Source organism: Duganella alba (assembly GCF_009674495.1).
GTDB lineage: Bacteria > Pseudomonadota > Gammaproteobacteria > Burkholderiales > Burkholderiaceae_D > Rugamonas > Rugamonas alba.
The window spans coordinates 40,447-61,554 of the sequence record NZ_WKJN01000012.1 but is presented as its reverse complement, the minus strand read 5'-3'; the positions used below and the strand labels follow the sequence as shown (position 1 = coordinate 61,554).

General features: G+C 61.5%; 22 protein-coding genes. 7 read left to right on the top strand and 15 right to left on the bottom strand.

The features are described from left to right. Positions 1 to 35 precede the first annotated feature (35 nt). The 4 genes from erpA to rplM all read right to left on the bottom strand — a co-directional run bounded on the left by erpA (position 36) and on the right by rplM (position 2,489). Positions 36 to 386, bottom strand: a complete 351-nt coding sequence (gene erpA, locus GJ695_RS14080) for an iron-sulfur cluster insertion protein ErpA (RefSeq protein WP_154356679.1) — start codon at positions 384 to 386, stop codon at positions 36 to 38. A gap of 85 nt (positions 387 to 471) precedes the next feature. Then, positions 472 to 1,509 (bottom strand): N-acetyl-gamma-glutamyl-phosphate reductase, encoded by a 1,038-nt coding sequence (gene argC, locus GJ695_RS14075; protein ID WP_154365722.1) that lies wholly within the window; start codon positions 1,507 to 1,509, stop codon positions 472 to 474. A 149-nt stretch (positions 1,510 to 1,658) separates the two neighbouring features. Next, positions 1,659 to 2,051, bottom strand: a complete 393-nt coding sequence (rpsI, locus tag GJ695_RS14070) for a 30S ribosomal protein S9 (RefSeq protein WP_154356681.1) — start codon at positions 2,049 to 2,051, stop codon at positions 1,659 to 1,661. A gap of 9 nt (positions 2,052 to 2,060) precedes the next feature. Continuing rightward, the gene (gene rplM / locus GJ695_RS14065; RefSeq protein ID WP_056157909.1) at positions 2,061 to 2,489 is read right to left on the bottom strand and encodes a 50S ribosomal protein L13; all 429 of its coding nucleotides are present in this window, start codon (positions 2,487 to 2,489) and stop codon (positions 2,061 to 2,063) included. 222 nt (positions 2,490 to 2,711) lie between these two features. On the opposite strand from rplM, the gene GJ695_RS14060 reads away from it, so the two are divergent. Then, positions 2,712 to 3,137 (top strand): OsmC family protein, encoded by a 426-nt coding sequence (locus GJ695_RS14060; RefSeq protein WP_154365720.1) that lies wholly within the window; start codon positions 2,712 to 2,714, stop codon positions 3,135 to 3,137. Between the two features lie 7 nt (positions 3,138 to 3,144). Here the strand turns inward: GJ695_RS14060 and GJ695_RS14055 are convergent, their stop codons facing one another. Further along, complete coding sequence (locus GJ695_RS14055; protein ID WP_154365718.1) at positions 3,145 to 3,609, bottom strand: nuclear transport factor 2 family protein; 465 nt, start codon at positions 3,607 to 3,609, stop codon at positions 3,145 to 3,147. Between the two features lie 10 nt (positions 3,610 to 3,619). Next, positions 3,620 to 4,603 carry a saccharopine dehydrogenase NADP-binding domain-containing protein gene (locus GJ695_RS14050; protein WP_154365716.1) on the bottom strand — a complete coding sequence of 328 codons (984 nt, stop codon included), beginning with the start codon at positions 4,601 to 4,603 and terminating at the stop codon, positions 3,620 to 3,622. A 137-nt stretch (positions 4,604 to 4,740) separates the two neighbouring features. Here GJ695_RS14050 and GJ695_RS14045 point away from each other — a divergent pair, with 137 nt between their 5' ends. Continuing rightward, positions 4,741 to 5,628: an AraC family transcriptional regulator gene (locus tag GJ695_RS14045; protein ID WP_154365714.1), complete on the top strand. Its 888-nt coding sequence runs from the start codon at positions 4,741 to 4,743 to the stop codon at positions 5,626 to 5,628. A 7-nt stretch (positions 5,629 to 5,635) separates the two neighbouring features. On the opposite strand, the gene coq7 is transcribed toward GJ695_RS14045, so the two are convergent. Further along, positions 5,636 to 6,277 (bottom strand): 2-polyprenyl-3-methyl-6-methoxy-1,4-benzoquinone monooxygenase, encoded by a 642-nt coding sequence (gene coq7, locus GJ695_RS14040; RefSeq protein WP_154365712.1) that lies wholly within the window; start codon positions 6,275 to 6,277, stop codon positions 5,636 to 5,638. Between the two features lie 50 nt (positions 6,278 to 6,327). Next, the gene (locus GJ695_RS14035; protein ID WP_154365710.1) at positions 6,328 to 6,762 is read right to left on the bottom strand and encodes a hypothetical protein; all 435 of its coding nucleotides are present in this window, start codon (positions 6,760 to 6,762) and stop codon (positions 6,328 to 6,330) included. Between the two features lie 112 nt (positions 6,763 to 6,874). Here GJ695_RS14035 and GJ695_RS14030 point away from each other — a divergent pair, with 112 nt between their 5' ends. The 4 genes from GJ695_RS14030 to GJ695_RS14015 all read left to right on the top strand — a co-directional run bounded on the left by GJ695_RS14030 (position 6,875) and on the right by GJ695_RS14015 (position 13,506). Beyond that, positions 6,875 to 7,651 carry an ABC transporter ATP-binding protein gene (locus tag GJ695_RS14030; RefSeq protein WP_154365708.1) on the top strand — a complete coding sequence of 259 codons (777 nt, stop codon included), beginning with the start codon at positions 6,875 to 6,877 and terminating at the stop codon, positions 7,649 to 7,651. A 3-nt stretch (positions 7,652 to 7,654) separates the two neighbouring features. Beyond that, the gene (locus tag GJ695_RS14025) at positions 7,655 to 8,851 is read left to right on the top strand and encodes an ABC transporter permease (protein WP_154365706.1); all 1,197 of its coding nucleotides are present in this window, start codon (positions 7,655 to 7,657) and stop codon (positions 8,849 to 8,851) included. A gap of 167 nt (positions 8,852 to 9,018) precedes the next feature. After that, positions 9,019 to 9,912 carry an ABC transporter ATP-binding protein gene (locus GJ695_RS14020; protein WP_154356690.1) on the top strand — a complete coding sequence of 298 codons (894 nt, stop codon included), beginning with the start codon at positions 9,019 to 9,021 and terminating at the stop codon, positions 9,910 to 9,912. Positions 9,913 to 9,921: 9 nt separating this feature from the next. After that, a complete protein-coding gene (locus GJ695_RS14015) occupies positions 9,922 to 13,506 on the top strand; it encodes a M1 family aminopeptidase (RefSeq protein ID WP_154365705.1) in 3,585 nt (1,194 codons plus the stop codon). A gap of 97 nt (positions 13,507 to 13,603) precedes the next feature. Here GJ695_RS14015 and GJ695_RS14010 read toward each other — a convergent pair whose 3' ends face one another. The 6 genes from GJ695_RS14010 to GJ695_RS13985 form a co-directional block, all read right to left on the bottom strand. Then, positions 13,604 to 15,178, bottom strand: coding sequence for a methyl-accepting chemotaxis protein (locus GJ695_RS14010; protein ID WP_154365703.1), 1,575 nt, complete (start codon positions 15,176 to 15,178; stop codon positions 13,604 to 13,606). 138 nt (positions 15,179 to 15,316) lie between these two features. After that, on the bottom strand, positions 15,317 to 15,808 hold the full coding sequence (locus GJ695_RS14005; RefSeq protein ID WP_154365701.1) for a hypothetical protein: 492 nt from the start codon (positions 15,806 to 15,808) through the stop codon (positions 15,317 to 15,319). A 90-nt stretch (positions 15,809 to 15,898) separates the two neighbouring features. Then, positions 15,899 to 16,381: a hypothetical protein gene (locus GJ695_RS14000; RefSeq protein ID WP_154365699.1), complete on the bottom strand. Its 483-nt coding sequence runs from the start codon at positions 16,379 to 16,381 to the stop codon at positions 15,899 to 15,901. Beyond that, positions 16,378 to 17,388 (bottom strand): acyl-CoA desaturase, encoded by a 1,011-nt coding sequence (locus GJ695_RS13995; RefSeq protein WP_229260524.1) that lies wholly within the window; start codon positions 17,386 to 17,388, stop codon positions 16,378 to 16,380. Before GJ695_RS13995 ends, GJ695_RS14000 begins: the two co-directional genes overlap by 4 nt. Before the next feature lie 26 nt (positions 17,389 to 17,414). Further along, positions 17,415 to 17,735: a metalloregulator ArsR/SmtB family transcription factor gene (locus GJ695_RS13990; protein ID WP_154365697.1), complete on the bottom strand. Its 321-nt coding sequence runs from the start codon at positions 17,733 to 17,735 to the stop codon at positions 17,415 to 17,417. 63 nt (positions 17,736 to 17,798) lie between these two features. Continuing rightward, positions 17,799 to 18,035 (bottom strand): hypothetical protein, encoded by a 237-nt coding sequence (locus tag GJ695_RS13985; RefSeq protein WP_154365695.1) that lies wholly within the window; start codon positions 18,033 to 18,035, stop codon positions 17,799 to 17,801. Between GJ695_RS13985 and GJ695_RS13980 the strand changes: the two genes are divergently transcribed. Next, positions 18,016 to 18,240: a hypothetical protein gene (locus GJ695_RS13980; RefSeq protein ID WP_154365693.1), complete on the top strand. Its 225-nt coding sequence runs from the start codon at positions 18,016 to 18,018 to the stop codon at positions 18,238 to 18,240. The genes GJ695_RS13985 and GJ695_RS13980 overlap by 20 nt on opposite strands. Positions 18,241 to 18,265: 25 nt before the next feature. Here GJ695_RS13980 and GJ695_RS13975 read toward each other — a convergent pair whose 3' ends face one another. After that, a complete protein-coding gene (locus GJ695_RS13975) occupies positions 18,266 to 20,938 on the bottom strand; it encodes a DNA topoisomerase III (RefSeq protein WP_154365691.1) in 2,673 nt (890 codons plus the stop codon). Positions 20,939 to 21,108: the final 170 nt, after the last annotated feature.

Sequence of the window (21,108 nt, the reverse complement as noted above, 5' to 3'; positions counted from 1 at the left end):
CACAAGGCCGCCGTCATGGGCAAAGCTGGAACAGCTTAGACCGAGAACGAGGAACCGCAGCCGCAGGTCGAGGTTGCGCTTGGGTTCTTGATCACGAATTGGGCGCCTTCCAGGTCGTCCTTGTAGTCGATTTCCGCGCCAACCAGGTACTGGTAGCTCATCGAATCGATCAACAGCTGGACGCCGTTCTTGACCATGGTGGTGTCGTCTTCGTTGACGATTTCATCGAAGGTGAAACCATACTGGAAGCCAGAGCAGCCGCCACCCTGCACGAATACGCGCAGTTTCAGGTCCGGATTGCCTTCTTCTTCGATCAGTTGGGCGACCTTATCAGCAGCGCTATCAGTGAAAATGATAGGGGCTGGCATTTCGGCAACAGCATTCATTTCTAACTCCTACGAGAAAACAATTAGGGTCCATTATAGACCCTGAACATAAGTTCTGCTGCGGACCCCGCAAAAACAGCGGGTTTTATGGCAACAGGGCAATCTGCATCAAGCCGGTCGTCTCTTCCAGGCCAAACATCAGGTTCATGCACTGGACTGCCTGGCCGGATGCGCCCTTGACCAGGTTGTCCTGCACCACCAGCACGATGACGGTGTTGCCGTTGTCCGGACGGTGCAGCGCCAGGCGCAGCATGTTCGAGCCACGGGTCGAGCGGGTTTCAGGATGCGAGCCGAACGGCATCACGTCGACGAAGGCGCTGTCCTTATATTGGTCCTCGAACAGCTTCTGCAAGTCTTCGTTGCTGATGTCCTTGGTCAGGCGCGCGTACAGCGTCGAGTGCATGCCGCGGATCATCGGCACCAGGTGCGGCGTGAAGATCAGGCTGACCTTGTCCGAAGTGAAACGTTGCAACTGGGCCGAGGTTTCCGGCGTGTGGCGGTGGCCGGCCACGCCGTAGGCCTTGAAGTTATCCGACGCTTCCGAGAACAGGGTGCCGATTTCCGCCTTGCGGCCGGCGCCCGACACGCCCGACTTGCAGTCGGCGATCAGCGAACCGGCATCGACCAAACCGTTTTTCAGCAGTGGGTAGTAGCCCAGCTGCATGGTGGTCGGGTAGCAGCCCGGATTGGCGACCAGGTTGGCCTTCTTGATGTCTTCGCGGTTCAGTTCGGCCAGGCCGTAGGCTGCATGTTCCAGCAGGTCCGGGCAGGTGTGCTCGATCTTGTACCATTTTTCGAAGACGGCTTTTTCCTGGATGCGGAAGTCGGCCGCCAGGTCGATCACCTTGACGCCGGCCTTCAGCAGCGCGGGCGCCTGGGCCATGGCGACGCCGTGCGGGGTGGCGAAGAACACTACGTCGCACTTGGTCAGGTCGGCGTTTTCCGGCGACGAGAATTTCAGGTTCACGCGGCCGCGCAATGATGGGAACATATCAGCGACTGGCAAGCCGTCCTCTTTGCGCGAGGTGATTGCCGTCAGTTCCACATCCGGGTGGACTGCCAACAAACGCAGCAGTTCTACCCCGGTGTATCCGGTGCCGCCGACGATGCCAACTTTGATCATTGTTCTTCCTTAATTGAGAGTGAGGTGCCATTTTATCAGGCAACGGCTACGTCTGTATGACAGTAGCCCAGATGGAAAAAAAGCCGCCCGACACAAGGCCGGCGGCTTTTTCGGTGATGCGCCGCAAGCAGCGCACCAGAGCGTAAAAATTAACGTTTCGAGAATTGTTTTGCGCGACGTGCTTTGCGCAGACCAACTTTTTTACGTTCAACTTCACGTGCATCGCGGGTTACGAAGCCAGCGCGTGCCAGATCACCTTTCAGGCCCGAATCGTAGTCGATCAGAGCGCGGGTGATGCCGTGACGAACTGCACCTGCCTGGCCGGACTCGCCGCCGCCGTGCACGTTGACTTTGATGTCAAAGCGCTCAACGTTGCCGGTCAGTTCCAGTGGTTGACGAATAACCATCAGGCCGGTTTCGCGCGAGAAGTATTCCGACGCTGGCTTGCCGTTAACGATGATTTGGCCAGTGCCCGATTTGATGAACACACGAGCCACTGCACTCTTGCGACGGCCGGTGCCGTAGTTGTAGTTACCGATCATGTCAGTTCCTTAGATTTCGAGTGCTTTAGGTTGCTGGGCAGCGTGCGGGTGCGAACCTTCGGCGTACACTTTCAGCTTCTTGATCATTGCGTAGCCCAGTGGGCCTTTTGGCAGCATGCCCTTGACGGCTTTTTCCAGAGCGCGACCTGGGAAACGCTGTTGCATTTTCAGGAAGTTGGTCTCGTAGATGCCACCTGGGTAGCCCGAGTGACGGTAGTAGGTCTTCTCGGTTGCTTTGGTGCCGGTCACGCGCAGTTTGCCTGCGTTGATGATGACGATGAAATCGCCGGTATCGACGTGAGGGGTGAACTCAGGTTTGTGCTTGCCGCGCAGTCGGAGTGCCACTTCGCTGGCAACACGTCCGAGGACTTTGTCCGTCGCGTCAATCACGAACCAGTCGCGCTGGACTTCATGTCCTTTAGCGGAAAAAGTTTTCATGTGATGACTTTCAAATTAAGAAATACACGCTCATATGGTGGTTCCGCTATTGTTACAGCGGACTCGGCCTTTTTATTTACTTTCCTGAGCGAATGGAAAGCCGACAAGTATAAACGGCAACGGCCAACCCCGTCAAGCATGGTTTGGCGCGCAGACCGCTAAAACACAGGGTTTGCGCGGTCCATTACAATATGGACAAAGTTTTTACACGGAGAATGAGCGATGGAATGCAAAGTTAGCTGGAATGGCCCGTCGGGCATGAGTTTCCTGGCCCAGACCGGCTCCGGCCACCTGGTCACCATGGACGGCGCCCCCGAAGGCGGCGGCCACAATCTGGCGCCGCGTCCGATGGAAATGGTGCTGCTCGGCACCGGCGGCTGCACCGCCTATGACGTGGTGCTGATCCTGAAAAAAGGCCGCGCCGACATCCGCGGCTGCGAGTGCGTGCTGAAAGCCGACCGCGCCGACACCGAACCGAAGGTGTTCACCAAGATCAACTTTCACTTTGTCGTCACCGGCAAGGGCCTGAAGCCGGAAGCGGTGGAACGCGCCATCACCCTGTCGCACGACAAATACTGCTCGGCCTCCATCATGCTCGGCAAGACCGCCGAGATCACCCACTCGTTCGAGATCGTCGAAGTCGACTGATACGCGGCTAGACGACGGACAGAACCGCAGGATCGCCGGCGCGCCAGATGTTATCGACGGTATTCCGGGTAATGAGCCAGACGTCGCCCGCCCGTTGCAGCTCGACGTCGTAGCGGTTCTTCATCATGTAATGGCGCGCGGGATCGCTGCGCGGAACGTGCTGGGCTTCCACCAGCGCATCCAGACGCGCCGTGTCGCCGTCGATGGCGACACGCGGATTGGACACCGAGTGCGAGGTATCCAGCGTCGCCAGCGACGCCGTCAGCGCGGCCACAATCATCGCCCTGCCCTCGATCACCGGATAGTCGAATCCGGCTTTCGCTGCGGCGGGACGAAAGTCCGATACGGCGTTTTCCGCCAGCGAAGACGCCAGCAGATCCTGGTCGCGCAGATCGATGCCGGCGGCAAAGCGATACAGCGCATCGATGACCGCCAGTTGGTCTGCGGCGGCGTTGATGAGTGTGGATGACATAAGTGACTCCTTAAAAGTTGATGATGGTGGTATCGGCAATGGTTTCGGCGAAGCCGTTGCCGAACAGTGCAGCCGGGGTCAGGAAGCCTGGACGTTGCTCGCCGGCCAGCACGCGCCGGCCCGCCTCGGCGGCGGCAGTGGCCGTGAAGGTGTAGCCGTTCACCGTATCGAGAACCGAGCGGATCACGGCGCCATCTGCGCTGGTAACCTCGGCCACGGCCTGATACCTGTGAGCCAGTCGTTCCTGCTCGCTCGGCCCGTCCGGCAACGCCGACAGGTCGCCTTGCGGAAATCCGTCACCGGTCACATGGACGAAGGTTTCAATATCGGGAACGCCGGTCGACCGCCATATCGTGATGAGATCGGGCAGCGTCACCTGGAAGCAATCAACAGCGCCCTTGCCGAAGTCGAGTTTCCGTATCGCTCCGGCAGGCCGGGCAACCAGACTGCCGCCGGCGCACGCCAGCGTTTCAGCGGTGACGCTGCCCATCGCGCTGATCGCCGAGCCGCGCGACAGCCCGCCTGAAACATGCATGGCCACGCGGATGCTGGCTGGATTGCTGGTTCGCGCCACGGTGTGTCCGGCCAGGCAACCAAGCATCGCGACGCTGCCGCCGCTGCCTGGCAGCAGCATCACTCCTGCCGCCTTGGCTTCCGCATCCAGCACGTCGGCCAGGCGGTAGCCGTCCAACTCCGCCGCGACGTCGAGATAGTGCACGCCATTGCGGATGGCGGCTTTCATCAGCACGCGGGCCGTGCCGGCGAACGGTCCAGCACAATTGAGGAGCACGCCGACGCCGGCCAGCGATTGATCGATCGCGGCACTGTCGTCAAGCGCAAAGACGCGATACTCGACGCCGAGACTGGTGGCAAGCGCTGCCAGCGCCGCTTCATCGCGTCCTGCGACGATCAGCGGCGTGCCCGCTGTCGCGGCATGTTGCGCCGCCATGCGGCCGGTGTAGCCCGCCGCGCCGTAAATCATTAGTTTCTTCATGTCCGTGCCGCCGTTCTTTGTAGAGGAGTCCGGATGATATGGCTGTGGCCGACGGCGCACCCACCGGATCCTCCTCAAAGCTTGCCTATTCCTGCTCGCGCATTGCACGCACACGGAGCCTCTGTTAGTGTCTGAAGATGGAACAGCAAATGCAGGAACTGAGGCGACTGGCCTCGCGGGCCGGAAACAGCCGCACCGAAACCGGCATCCCGCGCGTCGCAATGGTCCAGGGCGAGATCCCTGAGCACCTGCTATCGGCCGTCTACGATCCGATGGTCAACCTGATCCTGACGGGATCGAAGACGATGACGGTGGGCGACCGCACCTTTCACTACGACCCGGCGACCTACTTCGTCATGTCCGTGGATCTGCCCGCCGTGGGTACGGTCCATCCAGCCGCGACGGGCGAGCCTTACCTTGCCGTCAGCCTGACGCTCGACGCCGCGATCATCGGCGCGCTGATCCGCGACCTGCCGGTCAACATCTGCAGCACATTGTTTGGTTCGGGATTTTCGGTGGCGCCGGTCAACGACGAGCTGCTCGACGCCTGGATCCGCATGCTGCGGCTGATCGACCGGCCGGACGAGGCGGCGGTACTGGCGCCCGCTTACGAGCGGGAGATATTGTTTCGGGTATTGCAGGGTCCGCTTGGCTGGATGTTGCGCGACATCGCATCGCCGGATACGGCGCTGTCGCGCATCAGCGTCGCCATCAACTGGATACGCCGTAACTTCAACGAACAGATCAGGGTGGAGACGCTGGCTGAGATGGCGGCGTTAAGCGTGTCCGCCTTCCACCGCCACTTCAAGGCCGTGACGGCGTTGAGCCCGCTGCAGTACCAGAAGCGCATCCGCCTGCTGCACGCGCGCTCGCAACTGATCGGCGGCCAGGGCAGCGCGACCTCGGTGGCGTTCAGCGTTGGCTACGAAAGCCCGAGCCAGTTCAGCCGGGAATATGCGCGCCTGTTCGGCCTGCCACCATCAAAAGACCTGATGAAAGCCACACAGGCGCTGAAGGGCACGTAACCGCGGCTCAGACGTAGTAGGCGGTGCTGGTCATGACCTTGCCCATGACCGACATCACCGCCTGCACCGGCTTGGGCACGTCGGCGGCGCCGAGGCGCTGGGCGGCGGCGCCGTGTTCGATTTCATCGATGCGCATCTGGTCGACGATGGCGCGCGACTTGGCGTCCTGCGGCGGCAGTTTTTCCAGATGGCTTTCCAGGTGCGATTCCACCTGACGCTCGGTCTCCACCACAAAGCCCAGGCTGCGCGCATCGCCCAGCACGGCGGCAACCGTGCCCAGCGCGTAGGCGCCGGCGTAGAACAGCGGATTGAGCACGCTGATGTGCGAATTCAGTTCGCCCAGACGCTGCGCGGTCCACGCCAGGTGATCTTCTTCCTCGCGGCTGGAATGCTCGAACTGCTCGCGGATCGCCTCGGTGCGGGCAAAGCGCGCCTGGGCGTTGTACAGCGCCTGCGCACACACTTCGCCGACATGGTTCACACGCATCAGACCGGCCGCATGGCGGCGCTCCGCCTCGCTCATCTCCGCATCGACCGCGCGCGCCGCCGGCGTCGGCCGCGACGCCGAGGCGACGCCGCTGATGACGCGCAGCGCCTTGTCGGCGCCGGCAATGAATCGGTCCAGGGGAGTGTGGTGGTAAGCGGCCATAAACAAACTCGTGTTCTCGATGGAAAATCCCATTATAAGGGACCACCCCGTTATTTCGCCTCGGCGTCCTCGCGCAACTGGCGCTGCCGTTCGATGTAGTCGGCCACCGGGCCGCGCACGTCGATTTTGGAGATGTCCTTGGCCACGCCCAGGTTCAGCCCCAGCAGGAAGGGAATGTTCTCCAGCGGCACCTCGGTGCAACAGTCGCCGAAGGCTTTCAGAAAGCGTTTCGATTCGACCACCGGCACCACCTTCTCGCCGCTCATGTATTGCAGGATGCTGGTGATGCTGTGTCCCTTGCCGATGGTCTGGTAGATGAAGCGGTTGAAATCGCGGTCCAGCAGCTTGAAATCGACCTTTTCCTCGGTCATCAGCCCCGACAGGTAATACAGCCCCAGCGCCACGCGGAAGAACCCGGTGGACTCGTCGCGGTCGACGCCCTGCTGCATCACCGCCAGTATTTTTTCCTTCAGTTGAGGATTCATCTTTCTCTCCACGCCTGTGTGCGACTATAGCAAGAGTTTTCATAACCAAGTAGCTTGCGTGTCAGAATTTTTGCATGCTATTCTTGAAACTTTTCAACCTGGGACAAGCACGATGATCGAGGTACGGAGCCTGGCCAAACGCTTTCGCCTGCCCTCGCGCGGCAAATCTCCGACGGCGCTCGATCCGCGTGATCACGACGGCTGGTTCCATGCGGTGCGCGATGTCAGCTTCCGCTGCACGCCCGGCGAAGTGCTGGGTCTGCTCGGCCCGAACGGCGCCGGCAAGACCACCACGCTGCGCCTGCTCTCGACCGCGCTCAAACCCGACAGCGGCAGCATCCACGCCAACGGCATCGACCTGCTGGCCAACCCGCTGGCGGCGCGCCAGCACATCGGCTTCCTGTCCGGCTCCACCGGCCTCTACGGCCGCCTGACCGCGCGCGAAAACATCGAATACTTCGGCCGCCTGCACGGCATGAGTCCAGCCCACCTGAAGCGCCGCTGCGACGAGCTGTTCGAGCTGCTGCAAATGCATGAGTTCGGCAACAAACGGGCCGACGCGCTGTCCACCGGCATGAAGCAGAAATGCGCCATCGCCCGCACCGTGGTGCACGAGCCGCAGATCGTCATCCTCGACGAACCCACCACCGGCCTTGACGTCATGTCGGCCAAGATCTTGCTTGATTTTATCGCCAGCTACAAAGCCCTGCGCGTCCCGCTGATTTTCTCCACCCACCACCTGCACGAAGTGGAAAAGCTGTGCGACCGCGTCTGCATCATCAACCACGGCAAGACCGCCTTCCACGGCAGCATCGACGAGTTGCGCCAGCTTGGCGGCAGCGCCGACCTGTACGACGCCTTTGTCGACGTCATCCACCAAGGAGGCTGAGCCATGTGGACCATCTACCTCAAGGAATTGCTGGAGCTGGCGCGCGACCGCCGCACCTTTTTCTTCACCGTGTTCATCCCGGTGTTTGCCATGCCGCTGATCTTCGCCGGTTTCGGCGTGCTGTCCACCACGCTGTTCAAGAATGCCAGCACGGCCGACATGGCCTACGCGATCTTCGGCAAGGAACACGCGCCGCAGCTGGCGCAGCGCTTCGCCAGCGAAAAAGGTTTCCATGAAGTGGCGCTGCTCAATCCGGACGAAATCAAGGCCGCCATCGCCAGCGACCGCATCAAGTTCGCGCTGGTCATTCCCGCCGGTCTGGGCCAGCAGATGGAGGCGCAGCAACAGGGCGTGATCCAGCTGCACTACAACAGCGCCGCCACCGTCGACCTGACGCGCAAGCGGGTGCTCTCGGTGATTGGCAGCCAGAACCGCGAGCTGCGCGAGCACGCCCTCTCCGCGCTCAGCCTCAGCAAGCAGCAGTTGGCCTTCGCGCTCGATCCGATCACGCTGGAAGACCACTCCACCGCCGACAAGCGCGAGCAGATGGGCGCGCTGGTGGGCGGCATGCTGCCCTACATCCTGCTGATGGTGTGCCTGATGGCGGCGATGTATCCGGCGATCGACACCGGCGCCGGCGAGAAGGAGCGCGGCACGCTGGAAACCCTGCTGCTGGCGCCGGTGTCGCGCACCGCCATCGTGCTGGCCAAGTTCCTGATGCTGTTCACCATCGGCCTGACTTCGGCGCTGCTGATGATCGTCAGCGTGGCGGCGCTGATCCTGTTTTTCGGCGGCCTGATCGGCGGCGACATGGTGCAGATGATGCGCGCCATCGGCCCGCTGGACCTGGCCATGGTGGCGCTGATGCTGGTGCCGACCGCCGCCATCTTTGCCGCCATCCTGCTGTCGATCTCGGTCTACGCCAAGAGCTACAAGGAGGCGGCCGGTCTGATCTCGCCGCTGATCATCGTCACCATCCTGCCGACGCTGGTGGCGCTGCTGCCGGGCGTGGAGCTGAACTGGAAATGGTCGATGGTGCCGCTGACTAACGTGTCGCTGGCGATGAAGGAACTGGTCAAAGGCACCATGGACTACCGCATGTTCTCCGTGATATTACTGTCCACCACCCTCAGCGCCGGACTGCTGCTGGCCCTGTGCCGCTGGTGGTTCAACCGCGAGCAGGTATTGTTCAGGAATTGACCAAGTTGTCTATTCAACCATCAACCAGCGATTACCGCCTGTTCCGGCTATCCTGCACTCTGGCGCACCATTTTGCCGCCCATCGCAATGGCGCCCCTTCTATGGATCAAATTCAATACAATGCCATCATGTGAAAAGTCTGTGGTCGTGCAGAATCAGGAGTTAGCATGGAATTAAGCATCAGCAACTTGTCGAAAACATATGCCAACGGCGTGGTGGCGCTCGACAATATCTCGCTCACCATCCCCACCGGGATGTTCGGTTTGCTCGGCCCCAACGGCGCCGGCAAATCGACGCTGATGCGCACGCTGGCGACCTTGCAGGAATGCGATTCCGGCGCGGTGTTCTTCGGCGACCTGGACGTGCTGGATGAAAAGGACGAAATCCGCCGCCTGCTGGGCTACCTGCCGCAGGACTTCGGCGTCTATCCGAAGGTGACCGCCTACGAGATGCTGGACCATTTCGCCATGCTGAAAGGCCTGAGCAACCGCAACCGCCGGCGCGAGGTGGTCGACGGCCTGCTGCAACAAACCAATCTGTTCGAGGTGCGCCACCAGCGCCTGGGCGGCTTCTCGGGCGGCATGCGCCAGCGCTTCGGCATTGCCCAGGCGCTGCTGGGCGATCCGAAGCTGATCATCGTCGACGAGCCGACCGCCGGCCTCGATCCGCAGGAGCGGGTGCGCTTCCACAACCTGCTGTCCGACATCGGCGAGGACAAGACCGTGATCCTGTCGACCCACATCGTCAGCGACGTGGCCGACCTGTGCGCCAACATGGCCATCATCAACAAGGGCCACCTGCTGCTGTGCGGACCGACGCAGGAGCTGATCCACGAAGTGAGCGACAAGATCTGGGCCCGCTTCATCGACAAGCGCGACCTGCAGTCGTTCCAGCTGCGCCACCCGGTCATCTCGTCGCGGCTGCTGTCCGGCCGCACCCTGATCCATGTGTATAGCGATAACGATCCCGGCGATGGTTTCGAGGAAGCCATCGGCGATCTGGAGGATGTCTACTTCGCCACCATCGCCGGCCGCCACCGCGCCGCGAACACCTGCGATTAAGGGCCGATCATGTTTGCCATCGCCCTCTTTGAAGCGCGCCAGCGCCTCAAGCTGCTGTCGACCTGGGTGTACTTCCTCGGCTTCCTGGCGCTGTCGATGCTGTGGATGGCCGCCGCCGGCGGCTTCTTCAAAGGCGCCTCGATCACCTTCGGCAGCCAGCTGATCGATTCACCGCGCTCGCTGATGTTCACCACCAGCTTCCTCGGCTCGCTGGGCGTGGTGGTGATCGCCGCCATGATGGGGCGCTCGGTGCAGCAGGACTTCGAGTACGACATGCAGCACTTCTTCTTCAGTGCGCCGATCAAAAAACACCAGTACATCTTCGGCCGCTTCCTCGGCGCCTACCTGACGCTGGCGGTGATCTTCACCAGCATCGTGCTTGGCGCGTGGCTGGGCAGCTTCATCCCCGGCATCGATCCGGAACGGCTGGCGCACGCGGAGGCGATCGCCTACCTGGTGCCCTACCTGATCGTCATCCTGCCCAACATCTTCATCTTCGGCGCCGTGTTCTTCGTGCTGGCGGCGCTGACGCGGCGCATGCTGCCGGTGTACATCTCCAGCGTGGTGATGCTGGTCGGCTACATGGTGGCGCCGGGCCTGGCGCGCGACCTCGACTACAAAACCTTCGCCGCGCTGATCGACCCCTTCGGCACCACCGCCGTCATGCGCCTGACCGAATACTGGCCCATCATCGAACGCAACACCCGCATGTTCTGGCCGGAAGGCGTGTACCTGCTGAACCGCGTGATCTGGGCCTCGGCCGCGCTGGTCGGCCTGCTGATCGGCTACTGGCGCTTCCACTTCATCGCCACCAGCGACAGCGGCCAGGGCAAGCGCAGCAGCACCGGCGAAGGCGAAGTGCCGCAGCACCTGTCGCAGACCTCGGTCAGCACGCAGGAAACGCCGGACTTCCAGTCGCGCAGTCTGGGCTGGCTGCTGGTGCGCATGAGCTGGCTCAACCTGCGCGAAACCACCAAGAACATCTACTTCCTGGTGATCGTGCTGGCCGGCGTGCTGATGATGTTTGCCTCGTCGCTGGACCTCGGCTCGATGTACGGCACCAATACCTATCCGGTGACCTATCAGGTGCTGGACGTGGTCAGCGAAACCTTCGCGCTGTTCATGATGGTGATCACCACCTTCTACGCGGGCGAGCTGATCTGGCGCGAGCGCGAAGCCAATATGGGCCTGATGCTTGACGCGCTGCCGATCCCGAGCTGGCTGCCGCTGCTGTCCAAGCTGTTCGCGCTGATCGGGCTGCAGGCGCTGCTGATGGTCGTGGTCATGCTGACCGGCATGTCGGTGCAGATCGTCCAGGGCTATTTCCTGCTGGAGCCGGGCCTGTACCTGCACCAGCTGTTCCTGCTGCAGATGCCGGCCTATGCGCTGACGGCGGTGCTGGCGATCGCGCTGCAAGTCATCATCAACCAGCGCTATATCGCCTACTTCGCGATGATCATCTACTACATCATCAGCGTGACGGCCGGCTCGGTCGGGCTGGACAATCCGATGCTCATCTACGGCAATATTCCGCCCATCGTCTACTCGGCGATGAACGGCTACGGCCACTTCCTGGTGCGCGAGCGCTGGTATGAAGCCTACTGGGGCGGCGCGGCGCTGCTGCTGGTGGTGGCCTCGCTGCTGTTCTGGGCACGCGGCGCCAACGACGGCTGGCGCCAGCGCCTGCAACTGGCGCGCCATGCGCTGACCATGCCGGTGCTGACCACCATCGCCGTGGGCGTGCTGATCTTCGCCGGCGCCGGCGGCGTGCTGTTCTACAACCAGCATGTGGCCAACTTCTACAAATCCGCGTACCACAAGGAAGCGGAAAAAGCCGACTACGAACGCAAGTACAAGCAGTATGCGCAGCTGCCGCAGCCGCGCATCAACGACGTCCAGCTGAACGTGGATATCTGGCCGGACCAGCGCACGCTGATCATCAAGGGCCGCTACATCCTGCAGAACCGCACCACGCAACCGGTCAGCGACATCATCGTTTCGCAGGACAACAACATCGCCAGCTACCGGATACGCTTCGACCAGACTGTGCGCAACGGCTTGCAGGACGCCGTCCTCGGTTTCTACACGTACAAGCTGAGCAAGCCGCTGGCGCCCGGCGCGCAACTGGCGATGGAATTCGACATCCGCTACGCGCCGCAAGGCATCCTCGGCCTGGGCCGCGACACGCCGGTGATCGGCAACGGCACCTTCTTCAACAACGGCGTCATGCCGCACATCGGCTACCAGCAGGATTGGGAACTGAACGACGCCCGCGACCGCCGCAAGCACCAGCTGGTCGCGCGCGAACGCATGCTGCCGCGCGACGACCCATCCGGCCTGGCCAACAACTTCGCCGGCAACGACGCCGACTGGATCAAGTTCGACGCCACCGTCAGCACCAGCGCCGACCAGACCGCGATCGCGCCGGGTGCGCTGGTCAAGGACTGGATGAGCAAGGGCCGCCGCTACTTCCACTACAAGATGGACCAGCCGATGCTGAACATGTACGCCTTCCAGTCGGCGCGCTACCTGGTCAAGCGCGACTGGTGGCAGGACGTCGGCATCGAGCTGTACTACCATCCGGGCCACGAATACAACCTGGACCGCATGGACAAGGGCATCAAGGAATCGCTGGATTACTACACGCGCAATTTCGGACCGTACCAGCACAAGCTGGTGCGGATTGTCGAGTTCCCGCGCTACGCGCAGTTTGCGCAGTCATATCCGAACACCATTCCGTACTCGGAATCGGTGGGCTTCATCGCCAAGGTCAACGACAAGAATCCGAAGGACATCGACTACCCGTTCTACATCACCGCGCATGAAGTGGCGCACCAGTGGTGGGGCCACCAGCTGGTGGGCGGCAACACGCGCGGCAGCACGGTGTTGAGCGAAACGCTGGCCGAATATTCAGCGTTGATGGTGATGAAGAAAAACTTCGGCGCCAGCAAGATGCGCCGCTTCCTGCACTACGACCTGGATCAATATCTGCTGGGGCGCGCGCTGGAACGCAAGAAGGAACTGCCGCTGGCGGAAAATGAAAACCAGAACTACATCCAGTACCGCAAGGGCAGCCTGGCGATGTACCAGTTGCAGGATGTGCTGGGCGAGGCCAAGGTCAACAGCGCGCTGAAGGACTTGCTGGCGCAGTACGGCGGCAAGCCGGGGCCGTATCCAAGCGTGAACGTGCTGGTCGATGCGCTGCGCAAGGTCACGCCGGCCGATCAGGCTTATCTGATCGACGACCTGTTCAACCACATCGTGCTGTATGAGAACCATGCCGTCTCGGCCACCGCGCGCAAGCTCAGCGATGGCAAGTACGAAGTCAGCTTCGTGGTCAACGCCGCCAAGGTGCGCGCGGGCGAACAGGGCGAGGAAAAGGATGTGCCGCTGAACGACTGGATCGACATCGGCGTCGACGACAAGGAAGGCAACAGCCTGCTGCGCGAGCGCAAGCAGATCAGCCAGAAAGAGAACCGCTACACCGTCATCGTCAACAGCCGCCCGGCCAAGGCCGGCATCGATCCCGACAACAAACTGATCGACCGCAAGCCCGACGACAACATGATCAACATCGAACTGCAAGCCCAATAAGCTCCGGGGTCAGGTCCCCCATTTCTACACGAGCTCTGCTGTAAGCGACGCTTACAGCAGAGCTCGTGTAGAAATGGGGGACCTGACCCCGGATTGTTTAGCGCAGTTGCAGGCGCGTGCTTGCTGCGGGTGTTTCGTGCAGTTTGAAGACGGCGACGATCGCGGTCAGCGCATCGGCCTGGTCGTGCAGCGAGGCGGCGGCGGCGGCCGCTTCTTCCACCAGCGCGGCATTCTGCTGCGTTACCTGGTCCATCTGGCCGATCGCCATGTTGACCTGCTCGATGCCGCTGCTCTGCTCCTGCGTGGCCGAGGTGATTTCGCCCATGATGTCGGTCACGCGCTGGATGCTCTCCACCACTTCGGTCATCGTCGTGCCAGCTTGCGATACGAGCATGCTGCCGGCGTCCACCTTGTCCAGCGAGTCGTCGATCAGGCCCTTGATTTCCTTGGCCGCCGCGGCACTGCGCTGCGCCAGATTGCGCACTTCCGACGCCACCACCGCGAAACCACGGCCCTGCTCGCCCGCGCGCGCTGCCTCCACCGCCGCGTTCAAGGCCAGGATGTTGGTCTGGAAGGCGATGCCATCGATCACGCTGATAATGTCGGCAATCTTGCGCGACGAACCGTTGATCGCTTCCATCGTGCTCACCACTTCCGACACCACGCCACCGCCGCGCTGCGCCACTTCCGACGCTTTCACCGCCAGCTGGTTGGCCTGGCGCGCATTGTCGGCGTTCTGCTTGACGGTCGCGGTCAGCTCTTCCATCGACGAGGCCGTCTCTTCCAGGCTGGACGCCTGCTCTTCCGTGCGGCCCGACAAATCCAGGTTGCCGGCGGCGATCTGGTTCGACGCCGTGGCGATGTTCTCCGTGCCGTTGCGCACTTCGGTAACGATGCTGATCAGGCCATCATTCATTTTCTGCAGCGATTGCAGCAGGCGGCCGGTTTCGTCCATGCTGGTCACTTCGATATGCGAGGTCAGGTCGCGATGCGCCACCGCTTCGGCAATCGCCACCGCCTGGCCCAACGGGCCGGTGATGCCGCGCGTCAGGCGCCAGGCATAGGCCACACCCAATACCAGCACCAGCAGGCCCAGCCCGATCATGAAGGTGCGGTTGCTTTCGTACAGGCCTTCGATCTGCAACGCCTGGCTGTCCATGCTGTTGCGCTGATGGTCCAGCAGGCCGCCCAGCGAGCCGAGGTAGGCTTTGCCATAGGGGATGAAGCGCTGATTCAACTCCTCGGCCGCCTCATCCAGCTTGTCTTCCTTCTTCAGCGCCACGATCTTGTCGCGCGACGCCACATACAGCTTGCGGTTGGCCATCATTTCCTTGTACAGGGCCTTCTCGTCGTCGCCTTCCAACAACGGTTCGACTTTCTGCTGCAGGCTGTTGATTTCAGCGGTGGACTGCTTGGTGTCTTCCGCGAAGAACGGCCCCAGCGATGGGTCGGTGCTCTTCGAAATGGCCGTGGTGCGGCGCACGCTGGTGTGGATCAGGCGATACCAGTCCGAAATCATGCGTTCCTTCGCCAGCGGCTGCTGCATCATGTCGCGCGTGGCGGTCGCTACCGTATGCATGTGGCGGATGCCGATCACCGTCATCAGGATCATCAACGCCAATACCAAACCAAAGCCCGCGGCCAGGCGCGTGCCAATTTTGAAGTTTTTCATGAGTACCGTGCTCGCAAAAGCAATATTGGAAAAGAAACAAGCGTTGCTGCTATCGAAACGCTATTCGGGCGGAAGACCAGCAATTGCCCAAAAGAATCAATAGTTTAGCACGGCAACAATTTTAGTGCTCGCGGATGACTAGGCAGTGACAGACAACGAACTGACGATACCCATCGTGAAGGAATTCGAGATGACGGTGCTGGCCAGATTCGGATTGGTTTTCAGCAGATCGGCCCAGTTCGAAGCGGCCTGTTCGGACATCGCGCCACCCACGCTGCCGGTGCCGGAATATACGCCGGACCCGGTGGCGCTGCTCGACAGCGTCGAGACGATGCCCTGGTCCTGCGCCAGCTGTGCGGCGTTGGTGGTGTCGGTGTGGCTGCCCTCCACCGGCGTGGTCACCGGCTCTTCCACCGTGCCAGCCTGGGTCAAGCTGTTCATCAGGCCACTCGGCGAATACACCGTGGCGCCGGTCGAACCGCCCAGCAACGCCACCACGGCCGATTGCGCCGACAGGCTGACCGCCTGCGACGACAAGGCCGACGTCGCTGCCGTGGTCGATTGGCCGACGGTAGGCACATACGGCTGGAAGGCAGTATTGGAGGTGACGGTGTTGAGGGAGACGGTCATGATGGCTTCAATATAGTTGCTTGCAGCGCCTAACGCAAGCGCAAAAAAGCCGGGCGGCCTGGAGGCGCCCGGCTTTTATCGCGATGACAATCAGATTTTGTTGGCGTCGTGATCACGTTTGGCGGTGTCGATATGACGCTCGACTTTATCCTCCTGGCGCGCCACTTGCGTTGCGTGCTTGTCCACGCTGTGGTGGGCGATGACCTTCTGGTCATGCTTGATTTCCTGCTTCTGTTGCTGGACCGCCTGCTGCTCGTTGCGACGCGCCTGGTCGAGTTGCGCGGCGCCGGCGATGTCGCCTTTTTTCAGTTCGACGTGCTCGGCGTGGGCCAGCGCCCTGGTTTCCTGCTTCTCGGCATGCAGCTGCTGCTTGCCTGCGGCCACTTCGCCTTTCTTCACCGCGATCACGGCATTATCGTGTTTGATCTCGCGGGTGTCCTGATGAATTTGTTTGCTGTCCTGGCGGATCTGCGCATTGTCTTGCTGGACCTGGACCACGGGATTTTGCGCGAAGGCAGCTGCGCTCATCATGGACATCAGGCCGGCGGTGATCATCAGGGATTTGGTTTTCATGGCTGTGTTCCTTTGCTGTGGGTTGGCAGACCGCTGTGCATCAGCGTTCTTGAGCATTCAACGCGCCCGCCGAGCGCCAGGACGACCACACTTCCGTAAGAAAAGTTACCAGTTGTATCCTTGAGCGATCGCAGCTCCGGGCGTGGCGGCAGATCGTCCGGCAGCTTGAGATTCCAGGCCAGCCCGCAGCAGCGCATCATGCACAGCATCCACCAGCCGGGGTCCCACTCCCCCGACTTCAGGCCCAGCCGCGCCGAGCCCGGGTAGGCGTGATGATTGTTGTGCCAGCACTCGCCCATGGTCAGCAACGAGGTCAGGCGGATATTGCGGCCCTGGACAGCGGCGCCGCGTACCTCGTAGTGCATCGCGCCATGGTTGTGCGCGAAGTAGCCGACCAGCCAGTGGCCGAACACGCCGGCAGTCACGCGCGCGCAAGTACCGAAGATGAGGAAAGGCCAGCCGCCCAGATAAAACAGCAGCAGCGCAACCGGCACTTGCTGCAGCATCCAGGTGCGTTCCAGGAAGCGGTAGAACCTGTCCTCCGCGATGTGCGGCTCGATGCTGGTCGTCGGTTCGTTGGCGAGATGCAGATTGCAGTTCAGCTGCCACCAGGCATCGATCCACATCGGGCGGCCGTGCCGCAGGTAGTCGTGGCAGTCCGGCAGGCGCTGCGCGTAGTCGCGCAACTCGTGCTGGCGCAGCAGGCCCAGCGGACCGGCCAGGCCGACCTGCACGCCCAGATACACCAGCATATACTCCAGCCACTTCGGACATTGGAAACTATTGTGTATCAGCTTGCGGTGGCTGCCCAGCGAGTGCCCAAACAGCAGCACGGTGGCGGTCGTCAGCAGGAAGACGGCAAACGCGCTCCAGCTGAAGGTCAGCCAGCCGCCGATCAAGGCGATGCCGGCCATGCCGAGAAACCACAACGACTTCAGCGGTGCATAGCGCACTTCGCCGACAACCAAATCCGAGGGCGCTACGGTCCGAACACGATGCTGCTCCATCTGAAGCTCCTTGCGGTGTGTGCTGCTCAGGGTGTTTTCTTTTTCTTGCTCAGTGCATGCGACTCGCGTTTCAATGGGCGGCCCACCGGACAAACTTCCAGCGCGTAGCCGGTCAGTGTGTTGACCAGGCTATCGCCGTTCAGCTTGTAGAGCACGAACTGTCCCTTGCGTTCGCTGCTGACCAGGCCGGCGTTTTCCAATATCGACAGATGACGCGAGATTGCCGGCGCGCTCATCTCAAAACGCGCCGCCAGGTCGGAAGTCGACAACGCCACCTCCGACAAATACGCCAGGATCTGCCGCCTCGGCTTGGAGGCCAGTGCCTCGAATACCTTATCCAGTTCCATTGATTTACTTATTAACGAATAAGTTAATATTTAAATCCAAATCAGGCGCCATGTCAACACAACTTAAAACAGGTAAGCTATTTCAGGACAAAACGAGGAACCGACTTTATGCATCCAGCGGAACTGCAACTGATCCAGTTGAGCAAGCAGATCATTGGTGTCGCGCAGCAGGCGACGATGGCGTATGAGCAGGCGCAGGCGGCGTTGCGGCTGGATCAGCTGTTCACGCTCGATAGCGTGGAGAAGGTGGAAGGCACGCGCCGTGCGCTGGATCGCCGCCGTGCGCGAGATGTTCACCATCGTCAACGACAACCGCGACCTGATCAGCTTTGCCAACGGCCAGATGGTCATGCACGACAACGACGTGGCGGACCGCTACGACGCCGCCCAGCAGGTCATCGATGACATCCACGAATACGAGGTCGCGCAGATGAAGGAGAAGCTCGCGCAGGCCACCATCGCCAAAGCCTATCTCGACGAAGTGGAGCGCGGCGGACGGCCATAAAAAAAGGACCCGAAGGTCCTTTCTCTTACTCCGCCGTGGCGGCAGCCTTTTTAGGCGCTGCTTTCTTGGCGGCCGGCTTCTTGACTGCCGCCTTCTTCGCCGCCGGTTTCTTGACGGCGGCGGCCTTGGTCGCAGCGGCCTTTTTCACCGGCGCTTTTTTCTCGTCATCCGCGCCATCGTCGGCCGCTGCCGCAGCCTTGCCTTTGGCGGGCGCTTTGGCCTTGCGCTCTTCGAACTCAAAGCTGATCTTGCCGTCCTTGCCCTTCACCAGGAAGGCCTTGAACGGACGACGGGTGCGCTGCGATACAAAGCCCGGCAGCAGATCGGTCTTGCCGTCGTTGAGCAGCTTGGCCATCTGCTCAGGCAGGATCTCCTGTTGCAGGATGATACGGCCGCTGCGGAAGTCGCACGTCTTCGGCTTGGCGACGCTGTTTTCGCAAACATACGCCAGGCCCATTTCGTACACGCCGCCAGCGCACTTGGGGCACGGCCCCAGCGCGGTCTGGCCGGTGAAGTCGACCGGTTCCGAATCTTCCGAATCATCGTTCTGGCCGAAGTCGAACTCCAGCTTGAAGTTCTTGATGTCTTCGTCACGCACGATGCGCAGGATGGCGGCGAACGGACGGCCCATCTTCGAGCGGAAACCTTGCAGCGGGCCGATGGTGCGGTCGCGCAGCAGTTGCTCCACTTCGGCGATTTCAAACTGGCGGCCGCCCGGCGTTTTGCTCATCGAGAATTCGCAATGGGTGCAGGCGAAGCGGCGGTAATTCTCTTTCACCACGTGGGCGCAATTCGGGCACGGCGCGGTCAGCGTCGCGTAGTCGCCTGGGATCGTATCGTTGTCGTATTCCTTGGCGCGCTTGACGATCACCTGCGTCATCTGTGCAATCTCGCGCATGAATTCTTCGCGCGAGATCTTGCCCTTCTCCATCTGCGACAGCTTGTATTCCCACTCGCCGGTCAGTTCCGGTGCGGTCAGTTCGTTGACACCCAGGCCGCGCAGCAGCGTCATCAGCTGGAACGCCTTGGCGGTCGGCATCAGCTCGCGGCCTTCGCGCAGCAGATACTTCTCGGTCAGCAGACCCTCGATGGTGGCGGCGCGCGTCGCTGGCGTGCCCAGGCCCTTGCCGGCCATCGCATCGCGCAGTTCGTCGTCTTCCACCAGCTTGCCGGCGCCTTCCATGGCGGACAGCAGCGTCGCCTCGGTGTAGCGCGCAGGCGGCTTGGTGACCAGGCCGTTCGGATTGACTTTGTCGGTCAGCACCTTCTCGCCCTTGGCGACCGGCACCAGGTTGCCGTTGGCATTGCCTTCCTTGTCGTCGTCGGTCGAAGCTTCCTTGCCGTAGATCGCCAGCCAGCCCGGATTGGTCATGACCTTGCCTTCAGTTTTGAACTGGTGGCCGGACACTTCGGTGTAGCGGGTGGTGACCTGGAATTCCGCCGGCGGGAAAAACACCGCCATGAAGCGGCGCGTCACCAGGTCATACAGCTTCTGTTCCGGCTCGGACAAGTTCTTCGGCGCGATGGTGGTCGGAATGATCGCAAAGTGATCCGAGATCTTGGTGTTGTCGAAGATACGCTTGTTCGGCTTGACCCAGCCCTTGTCCAGGATCTGCTTGGCGAACTGGTGGTAGTTCGGATTTTCCTTGACCATTTCCAGCGACTGCATCACGGTCGGAATGTAATCTTCCGGCAGGTGGCGCGAATCGGTACGCGGGTACGTCAGCACCTTGTGCTTTTCGTACAGCGCCTGGGCCAGGCCCAGCGTGTTCTTGGCGGAGAAGCCGAAGCGCGAGTTGGCCTCACGCTGCAAACTGGTCAGATCGAACAGGCCAGGCGCCATCGAGGTGGTCGGCTTGGCTTCTTCGGTGACGTTGCCCTGCTTGCCGCGCACGGCCAGCGCGATCGAGTCGGCCGCGGCCTTGCTCCACAGGCGCTCGGCGCGTTTTTCAGGATCGGTCTCGTCCTTCTTGAACTTGGTGTCCAGCCAGCGGCCTTCGTAGACGCCGGCGGCGCACACGAACTCGGCGCGCACTTCCCAGAAGTCGCGCGAGACGAACTTTTTGATCTTCTCTTCGCGCTCGACCACGATCGACAGGGTCGGCGTCTGCACGCGGCCCACGGTGGTCAGGTAGAAGCCGCCCTCTTTCGAGTTGAACGCGGTCATGGCGCGGGTGCCGTTGATACCGATCAGCCAGTCCGCTTCCGAGCGGCAGCGCGCGGCGTCGGCCAGCGGCATCATTTCCTCGTCGCTGCGCAGGTGGGTGAAGCCGTCGCGAATCGCGGCCGGCGTCATCGACTGCAGCCACAGGCGCTGCACCGGCTGCTTGGCCTTGGCGTTCTGCGCGATCAGGCGGAAGATCAGTTCTCCTTCGCGGCCCGCGTCACATGCGTTGATCAGGCCGGTGACGTCCTTGCGCTTGATCAGCTTGTTCAGTACCTTGAGGCGCGCCTCGGTCTTGGCGATCGGGTTCAGCGCGAAATACGGCGGGATCATCGGCAGGTGCGCAAAGCTCCATTTGCCGCGCTTGACGTCGTGTTCTTCCGGGACGGCGATTTCCAGCAGGTGACCGACGGCGGAGGACAACACGTACTCGTCGGATTCAAAGTACTCATCGTGCTTGGTAAAGCCGCCAAGCGTCTTCGCGATGTCGTTCGCGACAGACGGCTTCTCGGCGATGATGAGGGTTTTGCTCATATTTTAGTATCTCGTTTTTAACACTCGGGAGGGACAGCATGCGCATCATACATGGATCGCACGGCAGTCTGCACGTTTGCGTCACAGTCTTGTCAAAGCGCAAATAATAAGCGGATTGCCCAGGACACCGCAAGCGCAGCCGCATCCTGACGCCGATTATGGCGTGATTT

Coding starts and splice junctions, on each gene's coding strand:
- rpsI (WP_154356681.1), bottom strand. CDS start 2,051: ATGATCGGTAACTACAACTACGGCACCGGCCGTCGCAAGAGTGCAGTG.
- GJ695_RS13990 (WP_154365697.1), bottom strand. CDS start 17,735: ATGGAACTGGATAAGGTATTCGAGGCACTGGCCTCCAAGCCGAGGCGG.
- GJ695_RS13995 (WP_229260524.1), bottom strand. CDS start 17,388: ATGGAGCAGCATCGTGTTCGGACCGTAGCGCCCTCGGATTTGGTTGTC.
- GJ695_RS14030 (WP_154365708.1), top strand. CDS start 6,875: ATGATCGAGGTACGGAGCCTGGCCAAACGCTTTCGCCTGCCCTCGCGC.
- GJ695_RS14015 (WP_154365705.1), top strand. CDS start 9,922: ATGTTTGCCATCGCCCTCTTTGAAGCGCGCCAGCGCCTCAAGCTGCTG.
- argC (WP_154365722.1), bottom strand. CDS start 1,509: ATGATCAAAGTTGGCATCGTCGGCGGCACCGGATACACCGGGGTAGAA.
- coq7 (WP_154365712.1), bottom strand. CDS start 6,277: ATGGCCGCTTACCACCACACTCCCCTGGACCGATTCATTGCCGGCGCC.
- rplM (WP_056157909.1), bottom strand. CDS start 2,489: ATGAAAACTTTTTCCGCTAAAGGACATGAAGTCCAGCGCGACTGGTTC.
- GJ695_RS14035 (WP_154365710.1), bottom strand. CDS start 6,762: ATGAATCCTCAACTGAAGGAAAAAATACTGGCGGTGATGCAGCAGGGC.
- GJ695_RS14000 (WP_154365699.1), bottom strand. CDS start 16,381: ATGAAAACCAAATCCCTGATGATCACCGCCGGCCTGATGTCCATGATG.
- GJ695_RS14045 (WP_154365714.1), top strand. CDS start 4,741: ATGGAACAGCAAATGCAGGAACTGAGGCGACTGGCCTCGCGGGCCGGA.
- GJ695_RS14010 (WP_154365703.1), bottom strand. CDS start 15,178: ATGAAAAACTTCAAAATTGGCACGCGCCTGGCCGCGGGCTTTGGTTTG.
- GJ695_RS14020 (WP_154356690.1), top strand. CDS start 9,019: ATGGAATTAAGCATCAGCAACTTGTCGAAAACATATGCCAACGGCGTG.
- GJ695_RS14050 (WP_154365716.1), bottom strand. CDS start 4,603: ATGAAGAAACTAATGATTTACGGCGCGGCGGGCTACACCGGCCGCATG.
- GJ695_RS14005 (WP_154365701.1), bottom strand. CDS start 15,808: ATGACCGTCTCCCTCAACACCGTCACCTCCAATACTGCCTTCCAGCCG.
- GJ695_RS14060 (WP_154365720.1), top strand. CDS start 2,712: ATGGAATGCAAAGTTAGCTGGAATGGCCCGTCGGGCATGAGTTTCCTG.
- GJ695_RS14025 (WP_154365706.1), top strand. CDS start 7,655: ATGTGGACCATCTACCTCAAGGAATTGCTGGAGCTGGCGCGCGACCGC.
- GJ695_RS13985 (WP_154365695.1), bottom strand. CDS start 18,035: ATGGTGAACATCTCGCGCACGGCGGCGATCCAGCGCACGGCGCGTGCC.
- GJ695_RS14055 (WP_154365718.1), bottom strand. CDS start 3,609: ATGTCATCCACACTCATCAACGCCGCCGCAGACCAACTGGCGGTCATC.
- GJ695_RS13975 (WP_154365691.1), bottom strand. CDS start 20,938: ATGAGCAAAACCCTCATCATCGCCGAGAAGCCGTCTGTCGCGAACGAC.
- erpA (WP_154356679.1), bottom strand. CDS start 386: ATGAATGCTGTTGCCGAAATGCCAGCCCCTATCATTTTCACTGATAGC.